Source organism: Flavobacterium sp. (assembly GCF_013823965.1).
Taxonomy (GTDB): Bacteria; Bacteroidota; Bacteroidia; order Flavobacteriales; family Flavobacteriaceae; genus Flavobacterium.
Map to the genome: position 1 here is coordinate 66,974 of NZ_PNNA01000055.1, position 13,642 is coordinate 80,615.

Annotated in this window: 8 protein-coding genes; 3 read left to right on the forward strand and 5 right to left on the reverse strand. The window is 38.5% G+C overall.

Features of this window, described 5'->3' with window-relative positions:
• Positions 1-5 precede the first annotated feature (5 nt).
• Positions 6-551, forward strand: a complete 546-nt coding sequence (locus C0430_RS06350) for a YceI family protein (protein WP_290866813.1) — start codon at positions 6-8, stop codon at positions 549-551.
• A gap of 113 nt (positions 552-664) precedes the next feature.
• Here C0430_RS06350 and argS read toward each other — a convergent pair whose 3' ends face one another.
• A complete protein-coding gene (gene argS / locus C0430_RS06355; RefSeq protein ID WP_290866816.1) occupies positions 665-2,443 on the reverse strand; it encodes an arginine--tRNA ligase in 1,779 nt (592 codons plus the stop codon).
• Between the two features lie 237 nt (positions 2,444-2,680).
• Between argS and C0430_RS06360 the strand changes: the two genes are divergently transcribed.
• Entirely contained in the window at positions 2,681-6,940 is a 4,260-nt protein-coding gene (locus C0430_RS06360) for a T9SS type B sorting domain-containing protein (protein ID WP_290866819.1), read from the forward strand.
• Positions 6,941-6,968: 28 nt separating this feature from the next.
• Here the strand turns inward: C0430_RS06360 and C0430_RS06365 are convergent, their stop codons facing one another.
• Positions 6,969-7,976 (reverse strand): beta-ketoacyl-ACP synthase III, encoded by a 1,008-nt coding sequence (locus tag C0430_RS06365; RefSeq protein WP_290866822.1) that lies wholly within the window; start codon positions 7,974-7,976, stop codon positions 6,969-6,971.
• A gap of 181 nt (positions 7,977-8,157) precedes the next feature.
• On the opposite strand from C0430_RS06365, the gene C0430_RS06370 reads away from it, so the two are divergent.
• Positions 8,158-9,108 carry a T9SS C-terminal target domain-containing protein gene (locus C0430_RS06370; protein ID WP_290866825.1) on the forward strand — a complete coding sequence of 317 codons (951 nt, stop codon included), beginning with the start codon at positions 8,158-8,160 and terminating at the stop codon, positions 9,106-9,108.
• 140 nt (positions 9,109-9,248) lie between these two features.
• Here the strand turns inward: C0430_RS06370 and C0430_RS06375 are convergent, their stop codons facing one another.
• Genes C0430_RS06375 through C0430_RS06385 form a run of 3 tightly spaced genes read right to left on the reverse strand, consistent with a single transcriptional unit; the run spans position 9,249 to position 13,638 of the window.
• Positions 9,249-9,770, reverse strand: a complete 522-nt coding sequence (locus C0430_RS06375; RefSeq protein ID WP_290866828.1) for a DUF3347 domain-containing protein — start codon at positions 9,768-9,770, stop codon at positions 9,249-9,251.
• Positions 9,767-12,208 carry a zinc-dependent metalloprotease gene (locus C0430_RS06380; protein WP_290866831.1) on the reverse strand — a complete coding sequence of 814 codons (2,442 nt, stop codon included), beginning with the start codon at positions 12,206-12,208 and terminating at the stop codon, positions 9,767-9,769. The genes C0430_RS06375 and C0430_RS06380 overlap by 4 nt, the downstream gene beginning before the upstream one ends.
• Positions 12,209-12,213: 5 nt before the next feature.
• On the reverse strand, positions 12,214-13,638 hold the full coding sequence (locus tag C0430_RS06385) for a RagB/SusD family nutrient uptake outer membrane protein (protein ID WP_290866834.1): 1,425 nt from the start codon (positions 13,636-13,638) through the stop codon (positions 12,214-12,216).
• Positions 13,639-13,642 lie beyond the last annotated feature (4 nt).

The following is a 13,642-nucleotide window of genomic DNA, read 5'->3' on the forward strand; positions in this document are numbered from 1 at the left end:
AAAAAATGAAAAAAGGAATAATTTTAGGCATATGCTTTTTAGTGGGAAACATGGTTTTTTCCCAGAAAATGATGACTCGTACAGGTGAAATAAAATTTGAAGCTTCCATGCCCGCTTTTGAAGAAATCGCTGGAAAAAACAATAGCGTATCTTGTATTCTGGATGAAGCCACTGGTGATTTTGTGGCATTGGCATTGATAAAAGCATTCAAGTTCAAATCACCATTAATGGAAGAACATTTTAATGAAAACTATATGGAATCTTCTAAATTTCCCAAAGCAACTTTCAAAGGCAAAATTGCAAATTTTGATGCAAAAAAAATATCCTCCAAAAAAACAGAATTTGATTTAGAAGGAGATTTGACCATTCACGGCATAACCCAAAAAATTAAAACGAAACTGACACTTGTACTGAATGCCGGCAAAATTACGGCAACAAGTCTGATTTTGGTCAAACCACAAGATTACAACATTGAAATCCCCAGTCTTGTAAAAGGCAAAATTGCCGAAAACGCAAAAGTTTCCATCAATTTTATTCTTGCGGCAAATTAGATTTCATAAACAATAAGAAGTTCAAAAGTAACGGTCGAGTTGCATTTATAAATTTAGGATTTCCCATAAAAAAAGACCTCAAATTGAGGTCTTTTTTTTGCTTTATACTGAAATTACATTCTATCTGGAACATCAATTCCCAATAATTGAAAGGCCAATGCAATCGTGTCGGCCACCTTTTTGGAAAGCTGGACACGGAATATTTTTTTGTCTAAATCCTCTTCTCCCAAAATGGAAACGGCTTGGTAAAACGAATTGTATTCGCGAACCAAATCATAAGTATAGTTGGCAATCAAGGCCGGACTGTGACTTTGGGCCGCATTCTGGATTACTTCAGGGAACAATTCGAGTTGTTTGATCAATTCTTTTTCTTTTTCGTGCAACTCGGCAACGCTCGATGTCGCAGTAAAATCGAAATCGGCTTTGCGAATAATCGACTGGATTCTGGCATAAGTATATTGAATGAAAGAGCCGGTGTTTCCTGCAAAATCAACCGATTCAGCTGGATCAAAAAGGATTCGTTTCTTTGGATCGACTTTCAAAATATAATATTTCAAGGCTCCCAATCCGATAGTTTTGTACAATTTAGATTTTTCTTCTTCGGAATAACCGTCCAATTTCCCTAAATCTTCGGCAATTTTTTGGGCGGTATCAGTCATTTCTTGCATCAAATCATCGGCATCAACAACGGTTCCTTCCCTGGATTTCATTTTTCCGGAAGGCAAATCGACCATTCCATAGGACAAGTGATAAAGATTTTTAGACCAATCAAAACCGAGTTTTTTCAAGATTAAAAACAATACTTTGAAGTGGTAATCTTGCTCGTTACCCACGGTGTAAACCATTCCGCCAACGTCTGGAAAATCCTTGACGCGCTGTATGGCAGTTCCAATGTCTTGCGTCATATAAACTGCAGTTCCATCAGAGCGCAAGACGATTTTTCTATCCAAACCCTCATCGGTCAAGTCAATCCAAACCGAACCGTCTGGATCTTTTTCGAAAATGCCTTTTTCCAAACCAATTTGCACGACGTCTTTCCCCAATAAATACGTATTGCTTTCGTAATAATAGCTATCGAAATTGACTCCCAAATTTTTGTAGGTTGTGGCAAAACCGTCATAAACCCATTGGTTCATCTTTTTCCAAAGTGCAATTACCTCGGCATCTCCAGCTTCCCATTTTAACAGCATTTCTTGTGCTTCTAGAATGATTGGCGCTTGTTTTTTGGCCTCGTCTTCGGTTTTCCCTTCAGACATTAATTGGGTGATTTGTTCTTTATACGCTTTGTCAAAAGCCACGTAATAATTTCCAACCAGTTTGTCGCCTTTCAACCCCGTGGACTCCGGAGTTTCACCGTTTCCAAATTTTTGCCAAGCCAACATCGACTTGCAAATATGGATTCCACGATCGTTGATGATTTGGGTTTTATACACTTTCTTGCCCGAAGCCTTGATGATTTCGGCAACGGAATAGCCCAAAAGATTGTTTCGAACGTGGCCCAAGTGCAAGGGTTTATTGGTGTTTGGCGAGGAATATTCGACCATTATGGCTTTGTCATCCGGACTGGGAACAACGAAACCAAATTTGTCCTCTTTTCGAATGTCATTGAAAAAATTCAAATAATATTCATCGGAAATAACGATATTCAAAAATCCTGAAACGACGTTGAAACGACTCACTTCAGCCACATTTTCGACTAAATAGTTTCCAATTTTATTTCCTAATTCGACCGGATTGCTTTTGATGACTTTCAATAAGGGAAAAATCACCATCGTGATGTCGCCTTCAAACTCTTTGCGTGTGGTTTGAAATTCAACTTTGTCTATGGCAACGTCAAATAAAGCTTGAACCGCTTTTTCTATGGAAGGCTTCAATATCTGGGATAATGTCATTTTTTGTATTGATTTTAAGGCTGCAAATATAGGAATTTAAGAGGGAATTTCTTTTAGATTTTTATGAAATAAAATGAAGCCATTTTCGTTTAGTTTTGCGGCATAAACGACTCAATATCTTGTTTTTAGGTCATACCTATTGGAACCAAGCATGAAATTATTAATATTGTATGTTTTATTGCTAAAAATTTCTTTAATTTGAGTGCCTTATATTTTTGCCCCAAAATATATTTCATCATGAAAAAAAGCCTACTTCTCATAATTTTCTTCTTTTGGATAGGATGCTTTTCACAGGCTATTATCGTTGACACCAACACGTATACCATTCCGGAATTAGTCACCAGTATTTTGGTAAACAAATCCTGCGTTCCGGTAAGCAATATTACTTGGAGAACCGGAACAAATTTTGGTTCCACAAACGGAATTGGCCATTTTGACAACACTAATCCCTCTTTTCCACTGTCGAGTGGCGTAATTTTGAGTACCGGCAATGTGGCCAATGCTCCAGGACCAAACACAACTGAACTTAATGACGGCAATGCAGCTTGGTCTGGCGATACCGATTTAGAAAACACGCTTTTAGCTGCAGGAATTACGATGCATTCGGCAAATGCTACGGTGTTGGAATTTGACTTTATCCCTTTTTCTCCAAACTTCAATTTTCAGTTTTTATTTGCCTCTGAAGAATATGGTACTTTTCAATGTCAATTTTCGGATGCTTTTGCTTTTTTGCTGACCAATGTTTCCACGGGAGTTACCACAAACCTTGCCGTTGTTCCGAGTACCACGATTCCTATTTCGGTGGTCACCATTCGTAATTCATTGTACAACTCGTCCTGTTCTTCAGAAAACCCAAGCTATTTTGGAGCATTCAATGGTGGTTCCAATGCGACAGGTTCCGCAACAAATTTTAATGGTCAAACCGTTATCATGAATGCCTCCTCTACAACTTTAGTCCCAAATACTCCTTATCACATCAAACTTGTAATTGCTGACAGACAGGATAATCAAGCGGATTCCGCCATATTTTTGGGTGCCAATAGTTTTAATGTTGGTCAAGATGTTTTAGGCCAAGATTTGACTTTGGCCAACAATACCGCTGTTTGTGCTAATGATACCCATACCATAACTTCGGGATTAAATCCAGCGATTTATTCTTTTGTTTGGTCATTTAACGGAAACCCAATAGGTGGAGACACGCCTGATTTAACAGTAAACCAACCCGGCATTTACGGCCTTACTTATACCATTAAATCTACAGGTTGCATTGTAACTACCGACTTTATAAATGTTGAATATTACAATCCAATAACAACTCCTGATCCTGTAGATTTATTCCAATGTGATTCCGGGCTGGCAAATTTTACTTTCGATTTGTCTTTTAATACGGCTATCGTGACTGTTCCCGGAACGCAAATAAGTTACCACGCAACATCGGCAGATGCCCTTTCGAACAGTAATCCGTTGCCTAATAATTATGCTGTGGCGGCGGGAAGTTTGCCGCTTACAATTTGGATGAGAATTTCTGACATAACCACAAATTGCGCCATTGCAAAGCCGTTTCAATTAGAACTTACGCCACCACCGGTTGCCAATTCACCCGGAAACATGAGTTTATGCGAAACTATACCTCAATCAAATGTTGCCGATTTTGATATTTCTCTCCAAACAGCTGCAGTTTTAGGAGCACAATCGCCGGCAATTTATGATGTTTCGTATCATATCAATGCTTCCGATGCCAATTCAGGAATAAATCCCATCAATCCTTCTGCAATTTTTACTTCAGGGAATGCAACCCTATTTGTGAGAGTTCAAAATAGAACCGATGTCACTTGTTTCAATACTACAAGTTTTAATCTGATCGTGATTTCAAGACCTACTTTGGACCTTATTCCTGACCAGTTTGTTTGCCTGGGTTTTACCTTGCCAGCACTTGTTAATCCTGGAAATTACTATTCTGGAACAAACAAAGGGTTGCCAATGTTACATGCCGGCGATGTCATAACGACTGATTCCGATATATTTATTTATAATGAAACTGGAGGTACACCAAGTTGTTCTAACGAAAGGAGTTTTCACGTGGAAATTGTTACACCGGCTGACATTAGACCGGCCGATATAAATACTTGCGACCAATATATTTTACCAACTTTAGGTTTTGGAACCCGATATTTTACATTGCCGGGTGGGCCTGCTGGTGGTGGCACGGAACTTTTTGGAGGCAATGCAATAACAACTCCCGGAACAAACTTAATTTATACTTATTTTGTTTCAACAGATATTGTTCCTTGTGAACTTCAGACTAAATTTGAAATTATCATAAACGTTACGCCAACAATAGCTGCCATTTCTAATGTTTTTGATTGTTTGTCCCATGATTTGCCTCCATTAACCGTTGGGAATTATTACACATTTGATTCCGCAACTGGAATTTACACCCCAGCATCTTCGCCAATAACGACCACAACGACTCTTTATGTTTTTGCAACAAATAATGGATGCAGAACTCCAAACACCATCTTTACGGTTTATATTGACACCGTAGGTCTAACTGATGTAACCCAATGCCAACCTTATAATTTGCCTCCCGCACCTGTTGGAGAATATCGTGATGCAGCAAGTGGTAGTGGAAACATAATTCCTCCAGGATTAATTTCTCAAACTAAAAAAGTATATATATATGTTCCGGGAGCCGGAACTCCAAATTGCACCGATGATGATTTTTTTACAATTACCATAAATGCTCCGTTTTTAACCACGCCAACTAATGTTATCGAATGTGCCAGCTATTTATTGCCCGTTCAAGTTGATGGCGGCAAGTATTATACCTTGCCTGGCGGGCCAACAACTGCTGGCAATATTGAATTAATTCCAAATGTCGATACGATAACCACGACTACGACCATATATATTTACAAACCATCAGCAACTGTTGCGGGTTGTTTTAATGAAAAACCTTGGCTAATTACCATAAACCAAAAACCAATTATAGATTCCAGAGCTAATATTGAACAATGCAGTTCTTATGTTTTAAGTCCTTTAACAAATGGAAATTACTTTGATGATCCAAATGGCGTAAACCCTCTAGCCGCAGGAACTGTCATTAGCACGAACGACAGGATTTATATTTATGCCGCACATCCGAACGACCCTTTTTGTTATAGTGAAAACTTTTTCGACATTTCCATAAATGGCGTTGAAGCGGATGCTGTTCCAGCACAATTATCGTATTGCGAAAGTTTTACTTTTCCTGCATTGCCAACCGCAAATAATTTTTATTATGATGCACCGGGAGGCCCTTTGGGCGGAGGAAATAGAATTCCATTTGGTACCACGGTAACGGCAGCAAATGTTCTGCCAACCTACTATATTTACTATGAAACCGGTGATAGATTGAATTGCAGCGACGAAAATCCGTTTAGCATTACCATAGTTCCTAAACCGGTGACCAATCCAGTCAACCCCTTGGAAACCTGCGACACTTTTGGTGCAAACGACGGTGTTTTCCAATTTGATTTGACCACTTTAGCCATTAGAAATCAAGTTTTAAACGGACAATTTCCTGACATTGATTTTACGTTGTCCTTTTTCACCTCTTTGGCTGCAGCCAATAATGCCAATGCTGTTCCCATAGCGAATCCTGCTGATTACCAAAACGACAATCCATTTACGGACAGTGTTTGGATTCGGGTGGCCAACAATACCATAACGAATCCTTGTTTTGCTGTGGTTGAATTGAAATTAATCGTTAATCCCTTGCCCAATATTCAATTAAACCCGGAATATTTTATTTGTGAAGATTATGAAACGGGAACTTTATTGAATCCAGCTACTCTAAATACAGGGTTGACAGCATCAAATTATGTATTTGAGTGGACACTTGACGGAAATCCATTTGGTGGAAACATATCCTCAATTACGACCTCCCAAATTGGAGATTATACCGTAAAAGTCACAAACACAAATACAAATTGCATCAATACGTTTGTATCCAAAGTTTCTAAATATGCACCATATCTCGAAATTACGTATAGTGATGCCTTTGAAAATCCATCTTTTATTTCCGTGAATGTTTTAGGGGTTGGATCTGGAAATTATGAATATCAGATTGATGATTCTCTTTTTCAAGACAGCAATATCTTTAATAATGTTGCTGCGGGCGAACATATTATTTCGGTTCGAGATAAAAACGGGCATTGTAATCCAGCTCCTATTGATGCCGTAATCATCAATTATCCCAAGTTTTTTACACCAAACGGTGACGGTATTCACGATACTTGGAATATTACCCATTTATTATCGACAAATTCAAGTGCGCCCATATTCATTTTTGACCGATACGGAAAATTAATCAAGGAAATTACACCTTCAACCGATGGCTGGAATGGAATGTTTAACGGACAACCATTGCCATCCACCGATTATTGGTTTACTGTGGATTACTCAGAAAAAGGAACTGCAAAAACTTTTAAATCTCATTTTACGCTGAAAAGATGATGATGAATTTTACTTAAGTAGAATTAATTTACCACCTGATAATCGCGCTACCCCAAGTGAATCCACTACCAAAAGCAGCCAAAACCACCAAATCTCCCGATTTGATTTTTCCTTGTTCCCAAGCTTCAGTCAAAGCAATAGGAATGGATGCTGCTGTAGTATTTCCATATTTTTGGATGTTGTTAAAAACTTGGTCGTCTTCTAATTTAAATTTCTTTTGGATGAATTGGGAAATTCGCAAGTTGGCCTGATGCGGAATCAGCATATTGATATCCGAAACTTGTAAATTATTGGCTTCCAAACCTTCGTTGATAACTTCCGAAAAACGTACCACGGCATTTTTAAACACAAATTGTCCGTTCATGTAAGGGAAATAACTCTCGTCGTCAGGATCATTGTCCGCCAAAATATCCGTAACCCATCTTCCGCCCATTCCCGGAGCTTTCACGATAAGTTCCTCGGCGTGTAGTCCTTCAGCATGCAAATGGGTAGACAAAATTCCTTTCGTCACATCTTCTTCCCTACTCAAAACGGCTGCTCCAGCTCCATCTCCAAAAATCACCGAAACTCCGCGACCACGGGTCGTCATGTCTAATCCTGACGATTGCACTTCGGAACCAATAACGAGAATGTTTTTATACATTCCGGTTTTTATGTATTGGTCGGCAACCGAAAGTCCATATACAAAACCGGAACACTGGTTTCTCACGTCCAAGGCTCCAACGGTTTTCAAACCCAAATCACGTTGCACCAAAACACCGGGTCCAGGAAAATAATAATCGGGACTAAGCGTGGCAAAAACGATAAAGTCGATGTCTTCTTTGGCAACGCCGGAACGCTCAATGGCTATTTGGGCTGCCTTGACACCCATAGTTGTTGTGGTATCTTCTCCCCTAGTGATGTGTCTCCTTTCCTGAATTCCGGTTCTTTCCTGAATCCATTCGTCATTGGTGTCAATTATCTTGGACAAATCATCATTGGTAACAATATTTGAAGGAACATAATATCCTAATCCCGCTATTTTTGAATGAAACATATTTTGTGTTTTTTATTAAAATCAAGTCTAATATAATCATTATTTTGGTAGTGTCAATATTTGGATCAAAGAAATTAATTTTAGAAAAAAAATATTTTAAATTCCCAATGTACATCGTTCTGTTTCACAATCAAAAAACCTTAAAGAACAACTTTATTTTTAAAGACTTACTTTTGATCCCATGAAAAACATATTCTTTTTTTTCATCTTGACCATTACCTCAACTTACGGCCAATTTTCGGGCTGCACGGATGCGTTTGCCCAAAATTTCAATCCAAATGCGACCACTAATGATGGAAGTTGCGTTTATGCTTCTGCCAAAATCAAACCGGAAACTTCGCTGAAACTGAGCGATTCTTTATTGGAAACTTCGGGTTTAATAACATTTGACCATTTATTCTGGACGCACAATGACGATCACGACACGACGATTTACGGATTGGATTCGAACGGAAAAATTCAAAAGAAAATAAAACTGGATAAAGTAAAAAACAACGACTGGGAGGAAATTTCGCAAGACAGCAGTTACATTTATATTGGGGATTTCGGGAATAATTTTCAAGGCAACCGAACCGACTTGCATATTCTAAGAATCGAAAAAAAATCTTTTTTGATGAATCAACCAGTAATAGACACCATCTTCTTTTCCTATTCCAATCAAACCGATTTTACGATTCAAAAACCGAACACTACCGATTTTGACTGCGAAGCATTCGTCGTTTCCCAAGACAGCATTTATTTGTTGAGCAAACAATGGAGCCAAAATAAAACAAATGTATATGTCTTGCCCAAAACGCCGGGAAAACATATTGCCCAACTAAAAGAAACGCTGGCTGTGGCCGGTTTGGTAACGGGAGCAACAGTAACGCCCAAAAATGAAATTGTGCTTTGTGGTTATACTAAAACGCTTCATCCTTTTCTATACTTGATATCGGATTTAAAAGACTTCAATTTCTCGGTGGCCAATAAAAGAAAAATCAAATTGGCCCTGCCTTTCCATCAAATAGAGGGAATTTCCACTTTTGACGGGAAGCTGTTTTATCTAACCAATGAATCTTTCGTCAAAAAACCAATTGTCAATAATCCGCAACAAATGCATTTGGTAGATTTGGGTTCGTATTTGAAACCTTGAAAACCAGTTTCAAAACCAACTATTCATTAAATGTCCCAAAACTAAATACGGCGGCAAAAAAATTTGCCGCCGTATTAAATCTTGATGCAATACAAAGCGTTTTGGTACACCTTGAAGAAGAAACTACCTCAATTTATTTTTTATAAACTTGCTTTTACTTCACCGCAAGTCAACATGTTTTTTGGATAGTATGGATTTTTAATTTCCTTGCTGTCACTTATCCACATCGCTCCGGTCATTGGGCAAACTTGCAGATGCAATGGAGTGTCGGCAGCCTTGAATTTAGGTGCCAAATCCCAAAATTTAACCGAAAGCAATTCAACAATTTTACGTTGTTTATTGATGTTTTTAGTTGTTGTTACTTGAGCCGCAAGGTCTATGATTTCCTTTCTTGTCGTTGTGGCGTGATTCATTTGATCAAGGTTTAACTTTTTGAACTTGAAGTTCTTCAAGGAATTTTGCAATGCAGCCGCATTGGCAACAACAGCCAAACTATCAGAAACTACAAGACTGTTTTTTAGCGCCAAATAATTGTTCGTGATTTCCTTTTTTTGTGCTTCGCGTTTTTCCACTAATTCAGGAGCTACTTCTTGCTTTGATGTTAACTGGGCTTGCGCTAAACTGCTTAAACAAATCAATGCTGCAACTAATAATTTTTTCATGTCGTGGTCTTGTTTAATTTTGTAATTATTTTATTTATTTCTATCAAAACACTTTCGAAATGTTCTTTGTTAATTCCTGTAGTTCCAATCATCATCTTTGTGACATCAGCTCTTAATTTCAAAAGATGTTTTTTGCCATACAATCTCACATCACTGCGTTGCGCTGCATTTAAAGCTTTACCGGGTTCTACTTCTTTGGGCAATAACAAGATGTTAAGTTTTTCAATGTAGCTGCGTTGCAAACCTCGTCTGTAAAAATCCAATTTTTCGTTGCCACTAAAATTGACCCAAACGGTTTTTTGCAAATCTTTTAAAAACTCGGGAACAGTGTAAGCTCCTTCAAATTGCATCGCTTTAAGGCTGATATTGTAAAGCATGCCGGAACTTAGCAACATATTCAACACTTGATTTTGTTGATCCGATATTTCGTCTGCTGTTTTTAAAGAAATCAACTGACCAATATCTTGAGGATACATCCAAAGTGGAGCCACAAACAACTGCCTACCTACGTAGTCAATGGCCGCTTTTACTTTTGCTTTTGGAATAGGCTGGTAAACCAGACCTTTTTCATCAACCGTTCTTTTGGTCACGTAATTGTTGCCAATGTATTTTAACACATGATATAAGTACGTTACATATTGTTTTACAACAGCTTTGTGCATATCTGATAAATTATCATACGCATCGTTCGGCTGGTAGGTCCATTCAATAAGATGAGGCACTACACGTTTCAAGTTTTTGATTCCATAATCGCTGGCCAATACTGCATCATCGCCAAGGTCTTCTGATTGACTGCGAGGATCTTCTTCTTTTCCTTCGCCCCCAAACCATAATTTAGGATTGGCGGTCAAAGTATCGGTTGTTAGCTTGTTGAGGATATTTTCTTCCTCAAACTCATTTTCAGCTTTTGGAAAATAACCATAGCCCCACTTAACAGCCCATTTGTCATACATGCCAATGCGTGGATAAATGCCCTCTGGACTAATATTGTCTTCCGGCTGTGCCACATAGTTAAGACGGGCATAATCCATTATGGAAACGGTATGCCCATTTGCTTCCACCCATTTTTTGTCCCGAAGTTTTTCAACCGGAGTAGCATTGCTGGCTCCCATATTGTGGCGTAAACCAATGGTATGCCCTATTTCATGTGAAGAAACAAAGCGAATTAATTGTCCCATTACTTCATCATCCAAGTGCATTTTTCTGGCTTTGGGATCTAAAGGTCCTGCCTGAATCATATACCATCTTTGCACTAATTTCATCACATTGTGATACCAGCCCACATGACTCTCCATGATTTCTCCACTTCTGGGGTCACTCACTCTTGGTCCATAAGCATTGGGAGTTTCCGAAGCATAATATCTTACCACGGAATACCTTGCATCTTCCAAGCTCATCGTTTTATCCTCTTCCGGCCATTCCTTGCCAATAATGGCATTTTTAAAACCGGCAGTTTCAAAAGCTTTTTGCCAATCGTTTATTCCCGCAATCAAGTAAGGTCTCCATTTTTTGGGCGTTGCCGGATCAATGTAATAAACAATTTGTTTTTTGGGCTCCACCAATTCACCCTTTTGATATTTCTCAATGTCTTCGTCTTTAGGTTCCAGACGATAACGCTGAATAATGAATTTCGTTTTGGCACGCTGCTCATCATCATCAAACAAAACATATTTATTGGCAAAATACCCCACTCTTTCGTCAGCAAAACGTTTGCGCATTGGCGTTTTAGGAAGCAGTACGATTGAGGTGTTTAATCGCAAGGTCACAGTTCCACTACTTGCCAGGGTATTTGTGTATGTTTTCGTGGTTTTAACCTCAATATTGATGGGATACGCATCTATGGTCTCAATAAAAGATTTATCATCGGCAAGAGCCGTTAGTTTTTTTTCTGTTTTCTCCTGACTCGCCAATGAGAACATTGGGTTATCCTTCTTGAAAACATCTGTTACCTCAAAGACAACGTTTTTTGTGTCGGGATTGATTGTTTTTATGGGAAAGGCTCCCACAATTGGATTTTCGTTACTGCCTGCCAATGCTTTTGCCAACATCGAATCTGCGTTGCGAACATCTTGCTTGTATTGCAATGACCTTAAAAAAACGGTATTGTTGGGGCCTTTTTCAAAGTAAATCGTTTGCTCGTTGACTTTTTCGCCACCAAAACTTCCCAATCCCTCAGGCGTGGCAAGATATCGGGTTACCACCAGCATGTATCTATTGAACAAACTGTCTGGAATTTGAAAGTAAAATTTAGTGTCTGCCTGACTAACGGTGAAGAGCCCTAATTTACTTTTGGCAGTTTCCGTGATTATCTTGTTGTATGGTTGCAACTTTTTTGATTGCGTACTGGTGCTATCCGCTTTTTTTTCTACCGGATCTTGTGCAAAACCATGCTGTTGTCCGGCAAACAGCATGATTATTACTATAAATAATTTCTTCATTAGCATTAAAATGGAAGTTTTTCGTCTGTGTTTAATGTGAGTTTTGGATTTTTTGTCAAAGCCGATAACGGAAATGGCACAATGTATAATCTGGAGTTAGGCTGCAAAGTATACGTTTTTTGTGGCACGGTCTTGTTTACTATTGGAAAGACTCTTGTGATGGTCTTTGCGTAATCTGCTTCATTGTTTAATCTCTTAAGGTCGAAAAAACGATTAAAACCCAATAACAATTCTTTTCTGCGTTCGTTTATGACAAGTGTCATCGTTTCTTTTCTGGTGGCTGGAACGGTTAAATTTACTGTACCTGACAAAATGCGTTTTGCTCTTAATTTATTTAAAACATCAACAGCATCCTGAAATTTGTCTTCCCTGGCAAGACATTCGGCCAACATCAAATAGACTTCGGTTGTTTTCATACCCACCGTTGGATAGAAGAATCTGGTGTATTGAGTTCCCCAATAGGCGGTGTTTGAACCTATATCCAAATTTGTCGTGCTGGTCGAATTGAAAAACAAATTGAAACGTGCATCATTTGTCCCAAACAAAGTTCTCAACTCCGGGCTAATGATATAACTTTGCGCAAAGTTCATTTCGTTGTAACCCGTCATATACATATAGCTAAGTACTTCTATATTATTGGCTGCTGGAACGGCAACTGCCGTTGGCCCTCCTTGTGCGCTGTAGGCTTTCAAGTCAAATATTTGATTGTTGTAGCTCAACGACTTTTCTGCCGCTGCTTTGGCATTGGCAATTTCGCGCTTAAACAGGTGAACTTTAGCTTTGAACGCATAAGCAAATGCCAGTGAGGGATGGTAAACATCCAATGGTTTTTCTTGAAGATAAGGCAAGGCATCTTCTATGTCTTTTTGAATAAAATCATAAACTTGGGCTACGGTAGATTTTGCGGGCTGTGCTTCCAAATCAAATTTATCCATGATGCAAATTCCTCCATCGGCGGCGGCTGTTTGTGGGTCATAGGCTTTTGCATAAGTGTTTATCAACAAAAAGTGGTCGTAAGCTCTAAAAATTTTAGCTTCGGCTTTTGCTATTTGCTTTATGTTTTCATCTCCTTTACTATTATCAACCAATGAAATAATGGTATTCCATCGGTTAATGTAAGTGTAGGCTTGATTATAAAAACTGGAACCTGTCATCAACGAAACTCTATCTGTAGTTTCATCAAAAGTAAAATTAATGATATCGATATTTGAGGTTCTTCCTATTACGTTGGCTTCCTTCATCCATTGATCGTCTACCAAATATTGAAAGTTGTTAATGGGATAACCCCTGTTGGGCAACGATACCATTTCATGAAATTGTGTAGCAGTTTCGATCACTAAAGCTCCTTTGGGTGTAACATCTGTGTAATCTTCGCATGATGTTACCGTAAAGATAATGAGCGATAGCAATAATATATATATATGTTTCATTTTT